This window comes from Nonomuraea recticatena (assembly GCF_039533245.1).
GTDB classification, from domain to species: domain Bacteria; phylum Actinomycetota; class Actinomycetes; order Streptosporangiales; family Streptosporangiaceae; genus Nonomuraea; species Nonomuraea roseola.
Genome location: NZ_BAAATE010000020.1, coordinates 144,761 through 165,597 on the forward strand (window position 1 = coordinate 144,761; position 20,837 = coordinate 165,597).

A 20,837-nucleotide genomic window follows, 5' to 3' on the forward strand; every position below is an offset into this window, starting at 1 on the left:
TGATCGCCCATCCTGCCCATCAGGAAAGGGTTTACGCGCCTACGACCAAGGGATGAGGCGCGGCCGTCCGCTCGCCTCCGCGCCACACTGTGTGAACGAGAGGGACGCCGGGACGATAGGCCAGGTGGACGTAGGAGGGCGCGTCGAGGAGCACCACGTCGGCCCGCGCGCCGGGAGCCAGCCTGCCGACGTCGTCGCGGCGCAGTGCCCTCGCCCCGCCGCGGGTGGCGGCTCTGACCGCCTCCAGGGGCGTCATCCCCATCTCCCTCACCGCCAGCGCGACGCAGAACGGCATCGACGAGGTGAAGGAGGAGCCGGGGTTGCAGTCGGTGGCGATCGCCACGGTGACGCCCGCGTCGATCAGCCTGCGCGCGTCGGGATAGGGCGAGCGGGTGGAGAACTCCGCGCCGGGCAGCAGCGTGGCGACCGTGCCCGAGGAGGCCAGCGCGTCCACGTCCGCGTCGGACAGGTGCGTGCAGTGGTCGGCGGAGGCCGCGTCGAGCTCGACCGCGATGCGCACGCCTGGACCCTCGGTGAGCTGGTTGGCGTGCACCCGCGGCAGCAGCCCCGCCTTGATGCCCGCCTGGAGGATCTCGCGCGTCTGGTCCTCGTCGAAGGCCCCGCGCTCGCAGAAGACGTCCACCCACTTCGCGTACGGCGCGCAGGCCCGCAGCATCTCCCCCGTCACGGTCCTGACGTAGGTGTCGGGGTCGGTGTCGGCGGGCACCACGTGCGCGCCCAGGAAGGTGGTCTCGTCGGTCAGCGAGGTGGCGATCTCCAGCGAGCGCCGCTCGTCCTCGACCGTCAGCCCGTAGCCGCTCTTGATCTCGACGGTCGTGGTGCCCTGCGCCGCCATCTCGGCGACCAGCGCGGCGGCCCTGGTGGCCAGCTCGGCGTCGCCCGCCGTCCTGGTGGCGGCGACCGTGGTGCGGATGCCGCCCGCGGTGTAGCTCTGTCCCGACATCCGCGCGTTGAACTCGGCGGTACGGTCACCGGCGAAGACCAGGTGGGCGTGGCTGTCGACGAAGCCGGGGATGACGCAGCGCCCGCCGGCGTCCACCCTCTCGTCGGCGTCGGGCGCCTGGCTGGAGGGCCCCGTCCAGGCGATCGTCTCTCCCTGCATGACGAGCGCGGCGTCATGGTGCTCGGTGTCCCCGTCGAACAGCGACCCGATCCCGTCGATCAGGATGCTTCGCTCGCTCACCTGATGGCTCCCATCGCCTCGTTCAGCATCTGCCCGGCCTCTCCCAGCTCGTGGCGGCCGCTCTCGACGATCCTGCGGCCTCCCGAGATCACACTGTGCACGTCGGCGGCCGTCGCGGCGAACACGACGGACTCCACGGCCGTCTCGCGTGTCGCGCCTGCCGTACGGACCGTGTCGAGGCGGACCGAGACCAGGTCGGCCCACGCGCCGGGGACCAGCATCCCCGCGTCGGGGAAGCCCAGCGAGGCGTGGCCCGCGCCGGTCGCGGCGTTCAGCAGCTCGTGGGCGCGCCAGTGACCGCGCTTCTGGCTGGCCAGGCGCTCGTTCAGCTCGACCGCGCGTGCCTCCTCGAACAGGTCGATCACCGCGTGGCTGTCGGAGCCGAGCGTGATCGGCGAGCCCCGCTCGAACAGCGGGCGGGCGGGGCCGATGCCGTCGGCCAGGTCCCGCTCGGTCGTGGGGCACATGCACACGTGCGTGCGCGACTGGCCGAGCAGCTCGATGTCCACGTCGGTGAGGTGGGTGGCGTGCACGGCGGTCGAGCGGGGGCCGAGGGCGCCGTGCTCGTGCAGCAGCTGGACAGGGGTGGCGGCGTAGCGCTCCACACAGGCGGCGTTCTCCGCGCGCTGCTCGGAGACGTGGGCGTGCAGCGGCGCCGCGTGACGGTGGGAGAACTCGGCCACCACGCCCATCTGCTCGGGCGGCACCGCGCGCACGGAGTGGATGGCCGCGCCGATCTCCACGTCCTCGTGGCCGTCGTAGGCGGCGGCCAGCTCTTCCGCCCGCGCCGCCCACCCCACGGCGCTGCCGTCGCCGAAGCGCACCTGCGCCCCCCTCAGAGCGGTGCCGACGCCGCCGGTCAGGTAGCAGGTGTCGAGCAGCGCGATGCGCAGGCCCGCCTCGCGCGCCGCCTGGATCAGCGCGTGCCCCATCTGGTTGGGGTCGTCGTACGGCACGCCGCCAGGCCCGTGGTGCAGGTAGTGGAACTCGCCCACGCAGGTGACGCCCGCCATCGCCATCTCGGCGTAGACCGCCCTGGCCAGGTCGAGATAGGTGTCGGGGTCGAGCACGCCCGCCAGGTCGTACATCTGGTCGCGCCAGGTCCAGAAGTCGCCCTTGCCTGCCTGGGTCGCGCCGCGCAGGGCCCGGTGGAAGGCGTGGGAGTGGGCGTTGGCGAGCCCGGGGACGGTCAGCCCCTCCAGGACGACGCCCTGCCGCTCTCCCCGTTCGACGGCGGCGATCCGCCGTCCCTCCACGTGGACCACGACGCCGTCGGCGACGCCGTCGGGAAGCAGGGCGCGCTCGCACCAGTAGACGGTCATCGGGCCAGCTCCTCCAGTGCGTCCGCCAGGGCCTCGACGCCCTTGGCGCAGTCGTCGGGTTCGGCGTGCTCGCTGGGCGAGTGCGAGACGCCTGTCGGGTTGCGGACGAACAGCATCGCCGCGGCGACGCCCGCGGAGGCGAGGATGCCCGCGTCGTGTCCCGCGCCGGTCGGCAGCACGGGCGCGGGCCCCTCCTCGCCGACGACGGCGGCCAGCCTGTCGCGCAGGGGCACGTCGAAGTCGACGACGGGGGTCCACGACTCCTCGCTCACCCTCTGCCCCCGCGACAGCTCCTCCACCAGCGCCCGCACGTCCTTCTCCGCGGCCCCCCTGGCGTCGAGCCAGGCCGAGACGAGCCCCGGGACGGCGTTGGCGTTGTTGGGCGACACCCTCACCTTGCCGAACGTCGCCACGATCCCGTGCCTGCCCGCCGCCTCACGCGCCTCCAGCACCGCGCGGGCGTAGGCGAGCATCGGGTCGTCCCTGTCCTCCAGGCGCGTGGTGCCGGCGTGGTTGGCCTCGCCGTGGAAGTCGAAGCGCCACCTGCCGTGCGGCCAGATCGCGCTGGCCACGCCGACGGGCGCGCCCGTCTCGACCAGGCCCCTGCCCTGCTCGACGTGCAGCTCGACGAAGACGCCCACCCGCGAGAGGGTCTCGTCGTCCCTGCCGAGCGCCGAGGGCTTCCTTCCCGCCCTGCGCAGCACGTCGGCCAGCGTGTCGCCCGCGTCGTCCCTGAGCCCGATCGCCCTGCCAGGATCGAGCACGCCGGTCAGCAGCCGCGAGCCCATGCAGGGCACGCCGAACCTGGCGCCCTCCTCGTCGGTGAAGCAGGCGACGCCGATCGGCCTGGCGGGGGCGAAGCCGCGCTCCCTGAGCCGGTCGAGCGCGGCGAAGGCGGACACGATCCCGAGAGGGCCGTCGAACGCGCCGCCCTGCCGTACGGAGTCGAGGTGGCTGCCGGTCACCACGCCCGGCTCGCGGTCGGGATCGCCCCACCAGGCCCACAGATTGCCGTTGCGGTCGTCGTGCAGGTCGAGGCCGCGCCGAGCGGCCTCCTGCCCGAACCACTCGCGCAGCTCCAGGTCGGCGGGCGACCACGCATCTCTCACGTAGCCATGGGTGGCGGGGTCTCGTCCGATGTGCGCGAGTTCGTCCAGCATGCCCCTCACTCTAGTGAATGAATCCATTCACGGGCATGCCGACTCTACGAGACCGGGCCCTCGCTCGGGCGGAGGGTGAGCTCGGTCAGGTGGGCGTTGGGGCCCGCCAGCACGGCCGCGAGCACCGCCCGCGCCACGGTGTCGGGCTCCAGGTACTTCGACGGCTCGAACTCCCCGCCCTCCTGCTCCCTGACGCCACGCTGCATGTCGGTGGCGATCCGCCCCGGGTAGACGCTGGTCACCCTGAGCGAGGGCTCTTCCAGTCGGAGGCCGTCGGCGAAGGCGCGCAGGGCGAACTTGCTGGCGGCGTAGGACACCCAGGCCGGGTTGGCGCGCAGTCCCGCCCCTGAGTTGATGAGCAGCACGTGGCCGCCCGCCGCGCGCAGGGCGGGAAGCAGCAGGCGGGTCAGCTCGGCCACCGCGACCAGGTTGATCTCCATGGTCCGCCGCCAAACCTCGGCGGGCGTGTCGGCGATGCTGCCGAGCGTGACCACTCCCGCGCTGTGCACGAGCACGTCGAGCCGGTCGATCCCCTCGACGTCGGCGGCCGTGACCTCCGTCAGCTCGACGGGCCAGGCCCTGGCGTCGGGCAGGCCGGCGGCGAGCCTGTCGAGCGCGGCCCTGTCGCGCCCGCCGAGGATCAGGCGGTGGGTGGGCGCCAGCGCCCTCGCGATCGCCTCTCCGACGCCTCTGGACGCCCCTGTGATCAGTGCGGTCTTCATGCGGTCAGCCTAGGACGATTGACAGGCACTCAAATTTGAATACAAACTTGAAGGGTGTCAACTACGCGGGTTCTGATTCTCGGCACGCTGCTCGACGAGCCGCTCAACGGCTACCAGGTACGGCGGCGCCTCGAAACCATGGGCGCGGACAACTGGGCCAACGTCGCCTTCGGCTCGATCTACCACGGCCTCAGCAAGATGGCCGACGAAGGGCTGCTCGACGTGGTCGAGAGCGGCAAGGGCGGCAAGACCGTCTACGCCATCAACGACACGGGGCGCTTCGAGTTCCATCGCCTGCTCATGTCGCTGTGGTACGAGATCGGGCCGATCGTCGATCCCTTCCAGGTCGCCATGACCTTCATGGACAGGATGGATCGCGGGCATCTGCTCGGCGCCCTCCGCTTCAGGACCGACGAGCTCAAGAGGTCGATCGCGATGCTCGAAAGGGCGCTCGGCTCCAAGCAGGCGTTCGGCGCGCCCCGCCACGTCGACGAGAACCTACGTCTCAGCAGCGGCATGCTCGCCGCCCAGCTCGCCTGGGTGGAGGAGGCCGTCAAGAAGGTCGAAGAAGGAGACCTCCCCTGATGATCATCAGTGCGCAAGGGTTAAAGAAGAGCTTCACCACCAAGAGCAGGAAGGGCTCGCAGACCGTCGAGGCGGTCAAGGGCGTCGACCTGGAGGTGAAGAGCGGCGAGATCTACGGCGTGCTCGGCCCCAACGGGGCGGGCAAGACCACCACGATCCGCATGCTGGCCACCCTCATCACGCCCGACGCCGGCACGGCCGTGATCGCCGGCCACGACCTGGTCAAGGAGCCGGCCCAGATCCGCCGCAAGCTCGGCTACGTGAGCCAGGCCGGCGGGGTGGAGGAGCAGAACACCGCCCGCGCCCAGATCGTCTTCGCCGCCAGGATCTACAACGTGCCCGACCCCGCGAAGGCGGCCGAGGAGATCCTCGGGAAGTTCGATCTGTCGGACATCGCCGACCGGCCTGGCCGCACGTTGTCGGGCGGGCAGAAGCGCCGCGTCGCCATCGCCCTCGGCCTGGTCCACACGCCCCCGCTGCTCTTCCTCGACGAGCCGACCACGGGTCTCGACCCGCAGAACCGCGCCAACCTCTGGGACCGCATCAAGGAGCTGCGCGAGCAGGGCACCAGCGTCCTGCTCAGCACCCACTACCTGGAGGAGGCCGACGCGCTCTGCGACCGCCTGGCGATCGTCGACCACGGCGTGGTCGTCGCCGAGGGCACCCCCGCCGAGCTCAAGCGCTCGGTCTCGGGTGACGTGGTCACGCTGAGGCTCGACGGGCTCGAGCGCGCGGCCGAAGTGCTCACCCCCCTGGTGGCGCGGACCCGCGTCGACGAGGACGTGCTGCGGGTCTACGTCGACGACGGCGAGCACGCGCTGCCGTCGTTGCTGCGCACGCTCGAGGCCGACGGGCTCTCGCTGCGCTCGATCACCATGGAGCGGGCCACGCTCGACGACGTCTTCCTGGCCAAGACCGGCAGGTCCCTGCGCGACACCGGAGCCGCCGCATGATCCGCGACACCTCGCTGTTCTTCGGCCACGAGGTCAGGAACACCCTGCGCAACCCCGTCTGGCCGCTGTTCGGCATCATGCAGCCGGTGATGTACCTGCTGCTGTTCGCCCCGCTCTACGCGGGCATGGCCTTCGGCGGCGACTTCGGCCAGGCGCTGGTCTCCTTCGCGCCCGGCATGCTGGTGATCACCGCGCTGTTCGGCTCGATGGGCGTCGCCTACGGCACGATCTACGAGATCCGCAGCGGCGTGCTCGAGCGGATCGCGGTCAGCCCCGCCTGGCGCCCGGCGATCGTGCTCGGCAGGATGCTGCGCGACGTGGTCTCCCTGATGATCCAGTCGCTGGCGTTCATCCTCATCGCCATCGCCATGGGGCTGCGCGTCAGCCCGCTCGCGCTGGTGCTCATGCTGCTCCTGCTGGGCGTGACCGGCCTGTTCTCCTCCGGCGTGGCCTACGGCATGGCGCTCAGCCTGCGCGACGAGAACGCGATGGGGCAGATCATGCAGTTCTTCGCCCTTCCCCTGATGCTGCTGTCGGGCGCGCTGCTGCCCATGGCGCTCGGCCCCGACTGGCTGGAGCGGATCTCCTGGTTCACGCCCTTCTACCACCCGGTCGAGGCGGGCAGGGCGCTGTTCGCCGGCGAGCTGACCGACCTGTCCATCCCGCTGGCCTTCGGCGTCATGCTCGCCCTGGCCGCGCTCACCGTGACGTGGTCGGTCCGCTCCCTACGCAGGCTCGCCGGCTAGGAACGTCCTCGTCTCCTCCGTCATCCGCTCGTACTCCTCGAGCCTGGCCTGCGTCCGCAGCGGCGCGGCGTCGGCCATCGCCTCCACCAGCGCCATGGCCAGGGCCAGGGGCGCGGCGTGCGAGTCGAACACCAGCCGCTCCCCGACCGGCGCGTCGAGCACGACGTCGGCGGGGAAGCCCGGCCTGTCGGTGATCACGGCCGTTCTGAGGCCGAGTTCTCCTGCGTAGTCGAGGGCCTGCACGACCTCGGCCGGGTACCGCGGCAGGACCACCGCCACCACCCACTCGGCGCCCGCCCTCCTCGCCGCGTGCAGCCCGTCGATCAGCTCGGAGCCGCCGTGCACGAGGAGGCGGACGTCGGGGTGGATGCGCCTGGCGAAGTAGGCGAACGTGGTGGCCAGCCCCGACGAGACCCTCAGCCCCAGCACGGGAAGCGGCTCGGTGGCCGCGAGCGACTCGCCGAGCTCCTTGAGCGGCAGCCCCGCCAGGCGGTCGCGGATCAGCGTCAGGTTGCGGATCTCGTCGTCGATGGCGCCCTTGAGCAGGTTGCCGCCCTCTCCTCTGCCACCCAGCACGAGAGGGCGGAGCGCCTGCCTGAGCTCGGGATAGCCGGCGAAGCCGAGCACCATGGCGAACCTGGTCACCGAGGGCTGGCTCACGCCGGCCCTCTCGGCCAGCTCGACGCTGGACAGGAAGATCGCCTCGTCCAGGTGATCGGTCAGGTAATGCGCGATGCGGCGCTGCACGGGCGACAATCTTCTGCCGTCGAGCAGGCCTTCGATTCCGTCCCTCACGTCACCTCCAACACCTGGGCACCGGCGCCCCTTCCCTCACCCGGCGAACGTCTCGCCTGGCGAGACCGGCGCTCAGGACTCGCGCATCGGGATGCGGACGCCACGGGAGTCGGCCACCGCGGCCGCCTCGTCGTAGCCGGCGTCGACGTGCCGCATGACGCCGGTGCCCGGATCGTTGGTGAGCACCCTGTTGAGCTTCTCGCCCGCCAGCGCGGTGCCGTCGGCGACGGTCACCTGCCCCGCGTGGATCGAACGGCCGATGCCCACGCCGCCGCCGTGGTGGATGGAGACCCACGCCGCGCCCGACGCGGTGTTCAGCATCGCGTTGAGCAGGGGCCAGTCCGCGATGGCGTCCGACCCGTCGGCCATCGCCTCGGTCTCCCTGTACGGCGAGGCCACCGAGCCGCAGTCGAGGTGGTCGCGCCCGATCACGACGGGCGCCTGGAGCTCGCCCGAGGCCACCATGTCGTTGAAGCGCTCGCCCGCCAGGTGCCGCTCGCCGTAGCCGAGCCAGCAGATGCGCGCGGGCAGCCCCTGGAAGTGCACCCTCTCCCCCGCCATGCGGATCCACCTGGCCAGCGGCTCGTTGTCGGGGAACAGCTCGAGGATGGCCCTGTCGGTGGCCGCGATGTCGGCGGGGTCGCCGGAGAGGGCGGCCCAGCGGAACGGGCCCTTGCCCTCGCAGAACAGCGGCCTGATGTAGGCGGGCACGAAGCCGGGGAAGTCGAAGGCCCTGGTGTAGCCGGCCAGCTGCGCCTCGCCGCGGATGGAGTTGCCGTAGTCGAAGACCTCGGCCCCCGCGTCCTTGAACCCGACCATGGCCTCGACGTGCTTGGCCATCGCCTCGCGCGCCCTGGTCGTGAAGGCGGCGGGGTCCTTGTCGCGCTCGGTGGCCATGTCCTCGAAGGCCACGCCGATCGGCAGGTACATCAGCGGGTCGTGCGCCGACGTCTGGTCGGTCACGATGTCGATCTCCGCGCCGCGCGCCAGCAGGTCGGGCACCGCCTCCGCCGCGTTGGCCACCACGCCGATCGACAGCGGCCTGCGCTGGTCGCGCGCCTCGTAGGCCAGGCGGAGCGCCTCGTCCAGGTCCTTGGCCTCGACGTCGAGGTACCTGTGCTCGATGCGGCGCTTGACGCTGCGCGGGTCGCAGTCGACGCAGATCGCGACGCCGCCGTTCATGGTGACGGCCAGCGGCTGGGCGCCGCCCATGCCGCCGAGCCCCGCGGTCAGCGTGATGGTGCCGGCGAGGGAGCCGCCGAACCTCTTCTCCGCGACGGCGGCGAAGGTCTCGTAGGTGCCCTGCAGGATGCCCTGCGTGCCGATGTAGATCCAGGAGCCGGCCGTCATCTGGCCGTACATCGTCAGGCCCGCCGCCTCCAGCCTGCGGAACTCCTCCCAGTTCGCCCAGTCGGGGACGAGGTTGGAGTTGGCGATGAGGACGCGCGGGGCCCACTCGTGCGTGCGGAACACGCCGACGGGACGGCCGGACTGCACGAGCAGGGTCTCGTCGCCCTCCAGCGTGGTGAGCGTGCGGACGAGCGCGTCGAACGAGGGCCAGTCACGCGCGGCCTTGCCGGAACCGCCGTAGACGACCAGCTGCTCGGGGTGCTCGGCGACTTCCGGGTCCAGGTTGTTCTGGAGCATCCGGAGCGCGGCCTCCTGCGGCCAGCCCTTGGCGGTGAGCGTGGTGCCTCGCGGCGCGCGCACGGTGCGGCTCATGCCTGATCCCTCCTGAATGAACATATTCATCTATGTCACCCGAAGAGTACATCGACCCGCCACTCACCCCAAGGCGCCTCCCCTGCCGGGCGCGGTCAGCCGGAGCCGCGCAGGAGGCCGTCGCCCGATTCGGTCACCTGGTGAAGCATCAGATTGGCGTGGCGGATGCTGGCGATGAGGCCCGCCTGCCGCAGCACCCGCGCGTGCTCGCTGGCGCTCGAAGCGGGCACCCCCGCCCGCCTGGCCAGCTCCGTGGTGCTGCATCCGGGCGCCAGCGCCACGCACCGCAGCACCTCGGCCCTGGTCCTGCCCAGCAGCTCGGCCAGCGCGTCACCCTCGTTCACCCGTTCAGGGACGTCCTTGCGCGGCACCGGATAGACCAGCACGGGTGGCAGGCTCTGGTCGGCGAGCGCGACGGGGGCGGTCCTGCAGAAGTAGGAGGGGATGAGTGTCAGCCCGCGCCCGCGCAGCCGCAACTCCCTGTCGCCCGCCGGGTAGTCGACCTCCAGCACCGGGGCCCGCCAGCGCATCGCCGGCCCCAGCCCGCTCAGCATGGTCTCGACGCCGCCCTCGGCCAGGTGGCGGACCCTGGTGCCCCTGTCCTGGCTGACCGTCCGCTCCACGACGGGCCAGTGCTCGCCCAGCGCGACCCGGACGTAGCCGGCCGCGACGTTCGCCACCTGGCGCATGGCCCTCGTGTCACGGGCCAGGTCCTCCAGGTGCGCGGGCAGGCCGTGTCCCGCGCGCAGCCGGTCGAGCTCGCGCCGCACCCTGGTACGCGGTGTGTCGAGGATGGCCTGGATGCCGTCGTCCGTGCCCTGCTGGGCCTCGATCGGGGTGAGGAAGTCGGGGAAGTAGGCCGCGCGCGGCGCCAGTGGCACCAGCAGCCTGCGCACGTCGCGCAGGAGACCCGCCTCGGCCAGCCTGGCGCGCGCCCTGCGCCGCCATCCCGCGATCTCCGCGCCTCCGTCGCCGGCCTGGAATCTGTGCAGGCTGGCCACCATCTCCCACATCGGGTCCGCTCTGGAGGCCACGCGCACGCGCGCGAGATCGTCACTGGTGAAGATGATGCGCAGTATGCCGCCCGCCATGTCGCGCAGTCTTACGGCGCGCGCTTGCAAAAGCCTGAACGGGCCATTGATATCGGTCCGACATGTGCCGCTATAGCTGCGTCATTCGGGTGAGGACGAAAGTGCATGACACTTCGCCCGGCGAAGTGCTGGACTTGATCTCGCCTGAGGGGGCGTTCGCACGGTCAAGGACAACGGCAACTGGAGGCATTGACAGGGGAGTCTCCAGCGGCCGTACGGCCCGCGCGGGGTCGCGCAGACCGTACGACGCCGATCGCCGGCCCGCCGGTGGCCGATCAGCAGTGGAAGCTGGGCGTCACACGGACCGCCTCGTCGTTGCCCGGCTCGATGACGGCCGAGGCGGAGACGCCGCGGCCCTTGGGACAAACGCAGCAAAGTGCCTGTCAGGGCTTGTCAGGAGACCAGGAACTGCGTGGCGGCCAGCTCGCGGTAGAGGTCGTCCCCGCCCACCAGCTCCTCGTGCGTTCCCACGGCGCGCACGCCGCCCGACTCCATGACCACGATCCTGTCGGCGTTGGTGACCGTCGACAGGCGGTGCGCGATCACGAGCACGGTCGTCTCCGCCGCCACCTCGGCGATGACCTCGCGCAGCCGCAGCTCGTTGACCGCGTCCAGCTGCGAGGTGGCCTCGTCGAGCAGCAGCAGCCTCGGCCTGCGCAGCAGCGCCCTGGCGATCGCCACGCGCTGCCTTTCGCCGCCCGACAGCAGCACGCCCCTGTGGCCGACCGCCGTCTCCAGCCCCTCGGGGAGCCTGGAGACGAGGTCGTCGAGGCGGGTGCGGGTCAGCGCCCTTCGCAGGTCCTCCTCGGTGGCCTCGGGCGCGGCGAACAGCAGGTTCTCGCGCAGCGTCCCCGCCAGCACGGGCGCGTCCTGCTCGACGTAGCCGAGCGTGGCGCGCAGCTCGCCGAGCGGCCAGTCGCGGATGTCCCTGCCGCCGACCGTGATCAGCCCCTCCTGGTGCTCGTAGAAACGCTCGATCAGCGCGAACACCGTGGACTTGCCCGCTCCCGACGGCCCCACGAGCGCGGTCAGCCCGCCCGGCGGCACCTCGAAGCTCACCCCGTCGTGGACGGGGGCGCGGTCCTCGCCGTACCTGAACACCACGTCCTCGAAGCGCACGCCCACGGGGTCGCTGCCGACCGGCGCGGCGAGGCTGACGGGCTCGCCGGGAAGGTCCTCGATCTCGCGGATGCGCCTGAGCGCGGCCAGGCCGTTCTGCAACTGCACCGCGCCCTCGACCAGCTGCCCGATGGGGGCGACCAGGTAGAACAGGTACAGCAGGAAGGCGATCAGGCCCGAGACCTCCAGCGCGCCGGAGGCGACCCTGGCGCCGCCGACGGCCAGCACGCACAGGAAGGCGATCTGCACCGCCATCCAGGTCGAGACCCCTGCCAGCGAGGTCCACCCCGCCACCTGCAGCCCTCTGTCGCGAGCCTGTTCGGCCGCCGCCCCGACGACCTCGACCTCACGCTCCTCCGCGCCGCTCGCCTTGACCGTGCGGAAGGCCTGCAGCGCCCTGTCGAGCACCGCGCCCATCTCGCCGACGGCCTCCTGCGCCTGGTGCTGGGCCTTCTGGATGCGCGGCATGACCAGCGCGGTCATGCCGCCGATCACGACCACGACCAGCAGGGTGACCAGCAGCAGCACGCCGTCCATCAGCGCCATCATCACGATCGCGCCGACGAGCATGAACACCGCGCCGATCGAGTCGACGATGCCGTTGGTCAGCACCGACCGCAGCAGCGTCGTGTCGCCGGTGACCCTGGACAGCAGGTCGCCCGGCTTCAACCGGTCGACGTCGGCGACCTTCAGCCTGAGCATCCTGTCGACGAGCCTGCGCCTGGCGCCGAGCACGATGCCCTCGCCCGTGCGCTCCATCAGGTACGTGCCGCCCGCCGAGACGACCGCGCCGACCAGCACGGCGATCGTCAGCCCGAGTAACGGCCCCGCCATGGAGCTGTTCTCGCCGAAGGCGTCCACCACGTACTTGGCCAGCAGCGGCATCGCCAGGCCCGCGGCCGAGCCGACCAGCCCCAGCAGACCGCCCGCGACCAGAATGCCTCTGTGAGGCTTGACATAGGCCGCCAGGACCTTGAGGGATGACTCGCCGCTCACTGTGTCTCCGTCCGCGTCACCTTGACATCGTGTGTGACGGCTCAGCCGCCCGCACTCGGGGAGATCACCCACATTCCCCTGATTCTGCAACGTGCGAGCGAGCGAGATCCGCACCCGTCAACCTAAATTGACGACCAAAGTATGTCAACTAGAGTTGACGCTGGGGTGGTTCAGTCGACGACGGGGACGTCCGGGTCGTCGCGCTCGGTGTCGCCGTCGTCGGCGCGGCGCAGCTTGATCTCCTCCACCCACGCGTAGGCGAAGCGCCTGATGTCATGGAGATGGTCTTCGTCGACCTCGAAGGCCTCGTCGGCCAGCAGGTCCACGCTCTCGAGCCGGTGGACGAGCTCCTCGAGCCGCCACTGCTCCTCGTGGGCTGCCCCCAGCCGCTCCAGCTCGCGGAAGGAGTAGAGGTCAGCGGCCGCGGCGACGTCGACGAAGTCCTTGGGCAGGCCGCGTCCGTGCAGGGCGCGCACCTTGAGCCCGACCGCGTCGTCCTGCCCGACGACCTGGCAGCCCTCCAGCCGCTCGGGACGGTTCCTGAGCGCCTCCCTGAGCAGCTCGAACCCGCTCGTGAGGTCGCCCGCCTCGTCCGTGACGACCAGGCGCGCCATGCGCTCGCCCACCTCGCGCACGCTCACAGGGAAGGCGTCGTGCAGCGCGGCGGCGACATCCGCGGCGATCTCGGGCATCGGGGTCTGGACCGCCGTCGCGAAGACGAGATCACGGCTCGGCCTGGCGGTGAGCCCGTGGGCGCGCAGCGCGTATCCGCCCGCCAGCAGCAGGCCGTGACGCTCGCGCACGCCCTCTGTCGCCTCGACGAGCCGTGCGTGGAACGGCGGAAACAGGCTCATGCCCTCAATTATGGCCACGCCGCTTCCGCGTCGAGGGCAGGTCGTGCCGCCCCGAGACGAACTCCTGGACCGCGATCTTCACCCTGATCACCGGCCGTCTCCAGCGCTCCTCGCGGCGCAGCGCGGTGGCCATCTTGCGCGGGGACCTGGTGGCGAAGAACCAGTGCGCCCAAGGCGAGCCCGGCCTGGCCAGCCGTATCGCGCCGACGATCAGCAGCGGCGGCAGGAACAGACCGGCCAGACCCGTCCAGATCTTGCCCTTGAGCAGCGTGACCACCGCGAGCATCAGGTTGCCCAGCAGCAGCCACCACGGCGCGAACGTGCCGAACTCCCAGGTCAGGGGGCGCAGACCGGTCAACAGCAGCCCGGTGACCGCGATGGCCACGAAGACGGCGTCGACGGAGGTGCGCCCCTCCTCCTCCCAGTACACGTCGTGCAGGTGGAGGATGAGCGCGAACTCGTCGAGCACGAGGGCCGCGCCGATGCCGAAGACGGCGGCCGCCACCGCCGAGCCCGAGGCGACCAGGCCGCTGACCCCGCCGACCAGCATGAGCACCACACCGAAGACCACGTGGTGGATGTGCATCTCGCCGACGCTGATGTTGCGGAACCAGCCGACCTTGGCGCGGATGAGCCTGACGTTGATGCGGGTGGCGACGAAGGTGACGATGAGCGCGACGAAGAAGCAGAACAGCGGCAGCCGTCCCGATTCAACGATGCGTGTCTGTATCCAGTCCCCCATGTACGTGTATGCCAGGGTACCCAGCACGGGTCCCGAGCGCCGTGCGATACTCCCGCAGGACGAGCGCCTGTCGCACGTTGTCGCGGGCCTTCTCGAACGGCGGCGCGCCCTGACCTGCCATGATCCTGTACTGCTCGCGCAGCCGCGCCTCCGAGAGATCGAGTCCGCCGGCGTAGATCTTGCTGAGCGCGGAGTCGAGTTCGGCCGCCCGCACCCGCGCGTAGGTGTGCTCGTCGTAGGAGGGCACGCCGGGCAGCGGCCTGCCCCCTGCCGCCGCGGCGGCCCGCTCGCCGTTCTCCTGGGCAAGCTCGCGCTGGAAGCCCTGCTCGCTGACGTCGGTCAGCAGGCCCGCCTCCCGCGCCCACACCCTTCTGGCCTTGTCGAGCACGGCGGCGCCGACGGCCCGCTCCCTCAGCCGGTGGCGAGGGGTGACGCCGTCGTGGGGGCGGTCCCAGAAACCGGGGCCGAGCGGCGTGCCGTACCGGGTGAAGGTGGAGATGACCTCGGCGCGGACGCTCTCGGCCGCGCGCAGCACCTCGGCCCCCGTCACCGGCTCGCCTTCGAACGTGGTGACGATGTCGCCTGGCCCGACGGCCAGGACCTCCGCGACGGAGGCCGAGGCCGGCAGGCCCTGGGGCTCCTCGGCGGAAGGACCGCCGTGGAACAGCGCCACGCCCAGGACCACAGCGGCGGTCGCGACCGCCGCGCCGATCCACACGAGCCCGCTCCTGCGGAAAGCGGTCCCGGACGTCCTGGGCGGGGCGCTCCTCATCGGATCAGCTCGCGATCTTCATGTCGAACACGTGGAAACCGGCGTCGGCCAGCGGGCTGCCCTGCGGGAAGGTCACCGTGGCGACCGTCTTGGCGGGGTCGAGCGGCACCGCGTAGCCGAACACCGACACGCCCGACTCGGTCGTCTGCCCGGTGGCCGGGTTCCTGTAGGAGGTCTGCGTGCGGTTGTGGTAGGTCGCGCGCGCCACCACGACGCCGCCCGCGGGCGCGGTCGCGTCCCACTGGTCGCCGAACAGGACAGTGCTGGTCTGCTTCGTGCCGTCGGTGTAGGTGACGGTGAAGTCGCCCGACCTGACCTTGAAGCCGCCCGCGCCCAGGAACACCAGCTTGGCGCCCTGGCCCTCCAGCCTGATCGTCTGGCCCGCGGCCTTGACGTTGTCGGTCCAGCCGTACGCGCGGGGGTGCCACACGAAGTCGGCGCCGAGCACGTGCACCGTCCTGCCTGGCACCAGGCCGGCCTTCTCCAGCCCCTGGCCGGAGTAGCTGCGTCCCGAGGTCGAGAAGCCGCCGGTGTTGGGGTTGAGGTCGGAGCTGACGCCGACGTTGTTGTAGGCCTTCTCGATCGAGTCGTGGACGACCGGCGGCACGGCGGGCCCGTTGTAGGCGCCGCGCGAGACGGAGCCCGAGACCGGGTTGCCGAAGTAGTCACGCTCGCCCACGCCCTCCACCAGGGAGCCGGAGCCGAGGGCGGGCGAGCCCGCCAGCAGCTTGTAGCCCTCGACGTCGCCGTAGCCGGTGGCGGTGCCGGGAGCGGCCAGCCCCGGGTCGGCGGTGATCGCCCTGGCGTCGGAGGCGGGCGCGCTCACGCCGCCGTAGTAGAGATTCGAGTCGTAGGTGATGCCCGCGGCCTGCGGCAGGGTGCCCGAGGGCGCGTAGATGATGTTGTTGGCGATCGTGGACCTGCCGGTCGGCACCGCCCAGTCCACCTTCTGCGAGGAGCAGAAGAAGGTGTTGTTGTGGATCCACAGCGGGCTGGTGTTGTCGCCCGCGGCGTTGCCCGCGATACGGCAGTCGTCCTGGGCGATGTTGAAGCGCAGGATGGCGGTCGCCTTGTGGTTCGGGAACTCGGTGCAGCTCTGGCAGCCCAGGTAGAAGCCGCCCGCGTTGTCGTGGGAGTAGTTGTACTGGTAGACGCAGGAGCCCTTGATGCCGCCGTCGCAGTCCCACGCGGTGGAGTCGTAGATCGTCGGCCGCTGCCTGGTGACCTCGTTGTACTGGAAGACGGGGTCGACCGAGTTGATCGGCCACATACCGGCGAAGTTGCCGTCGACGTAGGGGTACTTGCCCGCGCCGCCCTCGTCGAACAGGTTGTGCTCGATCAGCGGCTTGTCCGAGGCATGGACGACGATGCCGTCGCCGCCGACCTCGCGGATGGTGTTGCGGGCGATGTAGACGTTCTTGTGGTAGTCGGTGCCCTTGCGGCTGATCTTGATGCCGCCGCCGCCCGTGTCGTGGATGTAGTTGCCCGTGATGGTGATGCCGTCGAGGTAGCCGACCTTGCCCTCGGGCAGCGCCTGGATGCTGATGCCCGCGGAGTAGGCGAACCAGGCGGAGTTGGCGCCGGTCTTGTTGCCCCAGCCCGCGACGTCGGAGATCTCCAGGTCGCGCAGGACGAGCCCGGCCTTGGGCGCGGGCGTGGTCGAGTTGTACTGGATGCCGGTCCGCTTGGCGGTCGCCGGCGCGGGGTTGGTGATGTGCAGCTTCTCGATGGTGAGGTAGCTGTTGTCGACCAGGTGGACGGCCCACTCGCCGCCGTCGCCCTGGATGATCGGCTTGGGGCCCTCGCCGTAGGAGGTGAAGGTGATCGGGTGCTCGGCGCTGCCCGAGCCGATCGGCTCCAGCCTTCCGGCGCAGACCGTGCCCGCCCTGAACCTGACCTTGTCCTTGGCTCTCAGCTCGATCGCGTTGACCGCGGCGAGGCTGTTGAGCGGAGCGGAGGCGCTGCGCCCCGAACCGCCGTCCGACGCCTGGCAGTCGACGAAGAAGGTGCGGGCGGGGGCGGCGTAGGCGGGGGCCGCCAGTCCGCCGCTCAGGGCGACGAGCGCCCCGACCAGAGCCAGTCGTTGTCTGATGCGCATGTTCTCTCTCTCGGAGGGGGGTCAGAACACCTGCAGATAGGGCGCGCCGTCCGGAGTCTCCCTGTCGGCGAACTGGGCGGCGAGGGTGGTGGCCACGCCTGGAGGGCCCGCGAGCGCGAAGCTGGTCGAGCCGCCTGCGCGCAGGTGCGCGGTGAGGTCGATGGAGTACCAGGCGGGGGTGGAGCCCGTGATGGTCACCTCGCCGATCGCCCTGCCGAGCGCGGGCCTGCCGGCCCAGGTGAGCGTCGACTCCTCCCACCCTGCGGGCGCCTCGTAGAGGGTGAGCGTGGTGCTGGTGCCTCCCGCGTCGGCGATCGCGCCGCGCAGCCACAGCCTGGCGAGGCTGATCTCTCCCTCCGGCCTGGCGAAACGCAGGAAGGACTGCCGGGCGTAGCTCTGGTCGGCGACCGTCTTGGCGACCAGTCCCTGGCCGTTGAAGTTCCTGCCCGCGTAGGCGCCGCCGCGCGCGTAGGCGTCGGCGTCGGGCCGCACCCTGCTGCCCTCGCAGCCGGCCCCCGCCAGCGGGGGCCGCGCGGTCGGCCGCACCTTCACCTGGACGGTCACCGCCGCGCCGAGCGCCCCGGCGGTGTCGACGGCCAGCCTGATCGTGGGCGAGGTGGACAGCACCGTGACCCTGGGGTCGGCGCTGATCACCTCCCTGCCGGTGCGGGCGATCTCCACGAGCGTCTGGCTCTGGCGCCAGGTGGGGTCGGAGACGGCCACCTCCAGCGTCGAGCCCTCCTGCCGCATCGCGACCTCGGCCGGGCCGTAGGCCCTGACCGTGGAGGCGGCGGTGGCGCAGCTCCAGAAGGTGGCGGCGAGCCTGGTGTTCGCGCCGCGCTCCTCGATCGCCGACTGCACCTGCGCGCTGTTGTCGGCGATGCGCACCTTCGGCCTGGCGGCCAGCTCCGCCGTCTCCTCCGCGCTGCTTCCCGGCAGCACGTAGTAGGCGTAGGAGGCCTGCTTCGGCGCGGCGCCGTGGTCGAACCAGACCGTCTCGTACTCGCGGGTGATCTCGTCGGAGGCGTGGACCCCGATCTCCGACCACCTGCCGGTACGGCTCTCGCGCCTGGACTGCGGCATCCCCTCGGGGAAGAGGTAGCCCCCCGTGCCCTCGATGTGCATCCAGCCCTCGCCGGTCCGCACCTCACCGGGGTTCATCCGGTTCTCCACGGTCGTCTGGGCGACGACGTCGGAGGCGCTGATGTCGGCGCCGAGCGCCACGATCGTGTCGCCGAAGGTGAACCACGACTTGCGGGCGGTCAGGTCGATGGGCTGCCTGCTGTGGTAGTCGCGCTCGGCCTGGGTGCGCATGCCGAAGGCTGACAGGTCGCCGAGCGCGACGCCGCCGGTGTGAGGGTCGCTCTGGCGGAAGCCGTACCAGGCGGTGTCCTTCGCCGTGCGCGGGTAGCTCTCCCGGGTGGCGTTGGTGACGCCGGGCAGGCGGTAGGAGTCGACGGTGGGCCAGAAGCCGTCGGTGTACTGCGTCCTGTCGGCGTTGTAGAGCATGGTCATGCCGTCGCCGGTGTACCAGCCCCTGAGGTTCTCGTTGTTGCCCGCCTCGTAGGCTCCGACGCGGCTGCTGCGGCCCGCCACCGTGAACGCGTAGCCGGGGCGGTGGTGGACGAAGCGGTCCATTCCCGCGTAGACCTTGGTGAGCGTCAGGTCGCCGCGCGGGGGCACGCCGCCGGTCAGCCGCCTGGCCGAAGCGATCTGCCCGACGGTGGCGGTGTCGTAGAAGCCGCCGGTGGCCGCGTGCTCGGCCACCAGGGCGGCGATGCGCCGCCTGTCGTCGGGCGAGGCGGCCTCGGCCAGCACGGTCATGGCGGCCAGGGCCGAGCGCGTCACCGAGTAGTCGTTGTCGTGCGGCCTGGAGATGGCCCTGCCCCGCACGTTGGCGAACATCTGGCCGCGGAACATCACCGGCTCGAAGCCGTCGAAGATCCAGCGCGTGACGTTGCCTCTGTCGGGGTCGGTCAGGTCCCACGGCGTGCCGCCGAGCAGGGCGAACACGGTGGCGGTGCTGCCGAGCAGCGCGTTGCCGTACCCGCCGGTGTAGGCGAAGTAGAAGTGCTGGACGAGCGAGCCGTCGGGGTACCAGCCGTCGCCGCTGGAGGTGTGGTCGAAGACGGGGCTGAGCTTGTCGCGGCCCATCGTCGTGACCGCGGCGTCGCCCGAGAGCAGGCCGCGCCGTACGGTGATGGAGACCTTGTCGGCGAGGTTGCCGCCGACCTCGGGCACGCCCGAGACCTTGCGCCTGGCGGGATCGGGGACGAAGTGACCGATCGCGTCCAGCAGGCCCGCGCGCAGCTCGGCGGGCACGGCCTCGCCGAGCAGCACCAGGTTGTGCAGCAGGTAGTTCGGCGCGCCGATCTCCCAGCCGTACCAGTTGCCCGTCTCGGGCTTGCCTGGGCGGTAGCGCTCGGCGTGCATCCAGGTCAGCGCGCGCACCACCGAGGCGGCGGTCTCAGCGTCGCCGTACCTCCTGGAGCCGACGGTGGCGTAGGCCAGCGAGATGGACTGCAGGCGCAGCGCGACGGCGTGCACGGTGTTGCCGTCGGCGCCCTGCAGGTCGGCCCAGCCCGTCGGGGTGAGGGTGGCCAGGTGGGCGTCGGCCTCGGCGTCGAGGCGGGCGAGCGCGGCGGCGTAGGCGGGGTCGGCGGGATCCACGTCCGCGCCACCGGTCAGCAGTTCGCGGTAGCGCAGCACCGGCGCGGCGAAGTCGGGGGCGGCCTGCGTCGCGGCCGGAGAGACGGCAGGCGCTGTGGACTCGGGAGACGCGGCGGACGCGGTGGGGTCGGCGACGGCGGGCACGGCCGCCATCGAGAGGGCGGACGCCGCGGCGACCGTTAACAGCAGGGCACGTCGGAGCATTGGGGGTGCCTCCGGGCGGGTGTCAGACGGGCAGGTGTCGGACAGTCAGGTGTCAGACCGGGGGTGTCGGATGGGCGGGAGTCGGTCGGGCGGGGGTCAGGCGGAGCGGGACAGGCTCGTGGGCTCCACGCCGTGCTCGAACGGCAGTCCGCGCGCGTAACGGGCCAGCTCGTCGAGGGCGAGATCGGCCATCCTGGCCAGCTCACCGCCGAGCGATCCGGCGATGTGCGGGGTGACCAGGACGTTCGGCAGGTCGTACAGGGGTGAGCTGGCCGGCAGGATCTCCGGCTCGGTGTGGTCGAGGATCGCGTAGAGCCGCCCTGAGACCAGCTCGGCGGTCAGCGCGTCCTGGTCGACCAGCGCGGCGCGGGCGGTGTTGATCAGGGTGGCGCCGTCGCGCATCCCCGCCAGGCGGGCGGCGTCCATGAGGTGGTGGGTCTCGGGCAGGTCGGGCGCGTGCAGGCTGACCACGTCGCAGCGGGTGACCAGCTCGTCCAGGTCCACCCTGGTAGCGCCGAGGTCCTCGCGCAGGTACGGGTCGCTGACCAGCACCTCCACGTCGAAGGGGCGCAGCAGCTCGATCACCCTGCGGCCGATCCTGGAGGCGCCGACGATCCCGACCGTGCGGCGGTAGTTGCCGAAGCCGGGGAACCGGGCGTCCCAGTCCTGGTTCTCTCGCCCGGACCTGTAGGCGCGGGCGATGTCGATGACCCGCTTGTTGGCGTAGAGGATGGAGGCGAGCGTGAACTCCGCGACCGGCTCGGCGTTGGCGTCGGCGGCCGTGGAGACCGCGATGCCGCGCTGCCACACCGCGTCGGTCACGTGGTGCTTCACCGACCCCGCAGCGTGCACGATGGCCCGCAGTCGCGGAGCCGAGGCCAGCACCTCAGCGGTCACCGGCGGGCAGCCCCACGAGGTGTAGAGCACCTCCACCGCCGAGAGGTCCACCCCGGTGAAGTCGTCGACCACCAGGTGAGGATCGACATCGGCGATCATCGCCAGGCGGCTTCTCGCCTGGGCGTTCAGCAGCCTGGTCGCCACGGGCCTGCCCATGGCGACCAGGGTCTTGGGCCTTCTCACGT

The 20,837-nt window shown here is 71.4% G+C and carries 17 protein-coding genes; 3 read left to right on the plus strand and 14 right to left on the minus strand.

Features of this window, described 5'->3' with window-relative positions; all coding sequences use genetic code 11:
* Positions 1–31: 31 nt before the first annotated feature.
* The 4 genes from hutI to ABFX50_RS31825 are packed head-to-tail and all read right to left on the minus strand — an operon-like array spanning position 32 to position 4,408.
* Positions 32–1,204 (minus strand): imidazolonepropionase, encoded by a 1,173-nt coding sequence (gene hutI, locus ABFX50_RS31810; protein WP_346151504.1) that lies wholly within the window; start codon positions 1,202–1,204, stop codon positions 32–34.
* Positions 1,201–2,526 (minus strand): formimidoylglutamate deiminase, encoded by a 1,326-nt coding sequence (locus tag ABFX50_RS31815; RefSeq protein ID WP_346151506.1) that lies wholly within the window; start codon positions 2,524–2,526, stop codon positions 1,201–1,203. Before ABFX50_RS31815 ends, hutI begins: the two co-directional genes overlap by 4 nt.
* On the minus strand, positions 2,523–3,686 hold the full coding sequence (locus ABFX50_RS31820; protein WP_183648835.1) for an allantoate amidohydrolase: 1,164 nt from the start codon (positions 3,684–3,686) through the stop codon (positions 2,523–2,525). The genes ABFX50_RS31815 and ABFX50_RS31820 overlap by 4 nt, the downstream gene beginning before the upstream one ends.
* A gap of 44 nt (positions 3,687–3,730) precedes the next feature.
* On the minus strand, positions 3,731–4,408 hold the full coding sequence (locus ABFX50_RS31825) for an SDR family oxidoreductase (protein ID WP_346151508.1): 678 nt from the start codon (positions 4,406–4,408) through the stop codon (positions 3,731–3,733).
* Between the two features lie 54 nt (positions 4,409–4,462).
* Between ABFX50_RS31825 and ABFX50_RS31830 the strand changes: the two genes are divergently transcribed.
* Genes ABFX50_RS31830 through ABFX50_RS31840 form a run of 3 tightly spaced genes read left to right on the plus strand, consistent with a single transcriptional unit; the run spans position 4,463 to position 6,692 of the window.
* Positions 4,463–4,993 carry a PadR family transcriptional regulator gene (locus tag ABFX50_RS31830; protein ID WP_346151510.1) on the plus strand — a complete coding sequence of 177 codons (531 nt, stop codon included), beginning with the start codon at positions 4,463–4,465 and terminating at the stop codon, positions 4,991–4,993.
* Positions 4,993–5,946 (plus strand): ATP-binding cassette domain-containing protein, encoded by a 954-nt coding sequence (locus tag ABFX50_RS31835; RefSeq protein ID WP_346151512.1) that lies wholly within the window; start codon positions 4,993–4,995, stop codon positions 5,944–5,946. Before ABFX50_RS31830 ends, ABFX50_RS31835 begins: the two co-directional genes overlap by 1 nt.
* Positions 5,943–6,692, plus strand: a complete 750-nt coding sequence (locus ABFX50_RS31840) for an ABC transporter permease (RefSeq protein WP_183648843.1) — start codon at positions 5,943–5,945, stop codon at positions 6,690–6,692. Before ABFX50_RS31835 ends, ABFX50_RS31840 begins: the two co-directional genes overlap by 4 nt.
* Here ABFX50_RS31840 and ABFX50_RS31845 read toward each other — a convergent pair.
* From ABFX50_RS31845 to ABFX50_RS31890, 10 genes are all read right to left on the minus strand, one after another.
* The gene (locus tag ABFX50_RS31845; RefSeq protein WP_183648846.1) at positions 6,672–7,487 is read right to left on the minus strand and encodes a MurR/RpiR family transcriptional regulator; all 816 of its coding nucleotides are present in this window, start codon (positions 7,485–7,487) and stop codon (positions 6,672–6,674) included. The genes ABFX50_RS31840 and ABFX50_RS31845 overlap by 21 nt on opposite strands.
* Before the next feature lie 72 nt (positions 7,488–7,559).
* Positions 7,560–9,209 carry a urocanate hydratase gene (hutU, locus tag ABFX50_RS31850; protein ID WP_183648848.1) on the minus strand — a complete coding sequence of 550 codons (1,650 nt, stop codon included), beginning with the start codon at positions 9,207–9,209 and terminating at the stop codon, positions 7,560–7,562.
* Positions 9,210–9,304: 95 nt separating this feature from the next.
* The gene (locus tag ABFX50_RS31855; protein ID WP_346151516.1) at positions 9,305–10,300 is read right to left on the minus strand and encodes a winged helix-turn-helix domain-containing protein; all 996 of its coding nucleotides are present in this window, start codon (positions 10,298–10,300) and stop codon (positions 9,305–9,307) included.
* A 393-nt stretch (positions 10,301–10,693) separates the two neighbouring features.
* Positions 10,694–12,415 (minus strand): ABC transporter ATP-binding protein, encoded by a 1,722-nt coding sequence (locus ABFX50_RS31860; protein ID WP_346151518.1) that lies wholly within the window; start codon positions 12,413–12,415, stop codon positions 10,694–10,696.
* A gap of 170 nt (positions 12,416–12,585) precedes the next feature.
* A complete protein-coding gene (locus tag ABFX50_RS31865) occupies positions 12,586–13,269 on the minus strand; it encodes a nucleotidyl transferase AbiEii/AbiGii toxin family protein (protein WP_183648857.1) in 684 nt (227 codons plus the stop codon).
* Positions 13,270–13,273: 4 nt separating this feature from the next.
* On the minus strand, positions 13,274–14,011 hold the full coding sequence (locus ABFX50_RS31870; protein WP_346151521.1) for a hypothetical protein: 738 nt from the start codon (positions 14,009–14,011) through the stop codon (positions 13,274–13,276).
* Positions 13,980–14,729, minus strand: a complete 750-nt coding sequence (locus ABFX50_RS31875; protein ID WP_346151523.1) for a hypothetical protein — start codon at positions 14,727–14,729, stop codon at positions 13,980–13,982. Before ABFX50_RS31875 ends, ABFX50_RS31870 begins: the two co-directional genes overlap by 32 nt.
* A gap of 58 nt (positions 14,730–14,787) precedes the next feature.
* Positions 14,788–16,881 (minus strand): right-handed parallel beta-helix repeat-containing protein, encoded by a 2,094-nt coding sequence (locus ABFX50_RS31880; protein WP_346151525.1) that lies wholly within the window; start codon positions 16,879–16,881, stop codon positions 14,788–14,790.
* Positions 16,882–16,902: 21 nt separating this feature from the next.
* Positions 16,903–19,755 (minus strand): polysaccharide lyase family 8 super-sandwich domain-containing protein, encoded by a 2,853-nt coding sequence (locus tag ABFX50_RS31885; protein WP_346151527.1) that lies wholly within the window; start codon positions 19,753–19,755, stop codon positions 16,903–16,905.
* A gap of 96 nt (positions 19,756–19,851) precedes the next feature.
* On the minus strand, positions 19,852–20,835 hold the full coding sequence (locus ABFX50_RS31890; protein WP_346151529.1) for a hydroxyacid dehydrogenase: 984 nt from the start codon (positions 20,833–20,835) through the stop codon (positions 19,852–19,854).
* Positions 20,836–20,837: the final 2 nt, after the last annotated feature.

Coding starts and splice junctions, on each gene's coding strand:
- ABFX50_RS31815 (WP_346151506.1), bottom strand. CDS start 2,526: ATGACCGTCTACTGGTGCGAGCGCGCCCTGCTTCCCGACGGCGTCGCC.
- ABFX50_RS31820 (WP_183648835.1), bottom strand. CDS start 3,686: ATGCTGGACGAACTCGCGCACATCGGACGAGACCCCGCCACCCATGGC.
- ABFX50_RS31825 (WP_346151508.1), bottom strand. CDS start 4,408: ATGAAGACCGCACTGATCACAGGGGCGTCCAGAGGCGTCGGAGAGGCG.
- ABFX50_RS31835 (WP_346151512.1), top strand. CDS start 4,993: ATGATCATCAGTGCGCAAGGGTTAAAGAAGAGCTTCACCACCAAGAGC.
- ABFX50_RS31840 (WP_183648843.1), top strand. CDS start 5,943: ATGATCCGCGACACCTCGCTGTTCTTCGGCCACGAGGTCAGGAACACC.
- hutU (WP_183648848.1), bottom strand. CDS start 9,209: ATGAGCCGCACCGTGCGCGCGCCGCGAGGCACCACGCTCACCGCCAAG.
- ABFX50_RS31855 (WP_346151516.1), bottom strand. CDS start 10,300: ATGGCGGGCGGCATACTGCGCATCATCTTCACCAGTGACGATCTCGCG.
- ABFX50_RS31865 (WP_183648857.1), bottom strand. CDS start 13,269: ATGAGCCTGTTTCCGCCGTTCCACGCACGGCTCGTCGAGGCGACAGAG.
- ABFX50_RS31870 (WP_346151521.1), bottom strand. CDS start 14,011: ATGGGGGACTGGATACAGACACGCATCGTTGAATCGGGACGGCTGCCG.
- ABFX50_RS31880 (WP_346151525.1), bottom strand. CDS start 16,881: ATGCGCATCAGACAACGACTGGCTCTGGTCGGGGCGCTCGTCGCCCTG.
- ABFX50_RS31885 (WP_346151527.1), bottom strand. CDS start 19,755: ATGCTCCGACGTGCCCTGCTGTTAACGGTCGCCGCGGCGTCCGCCCTC.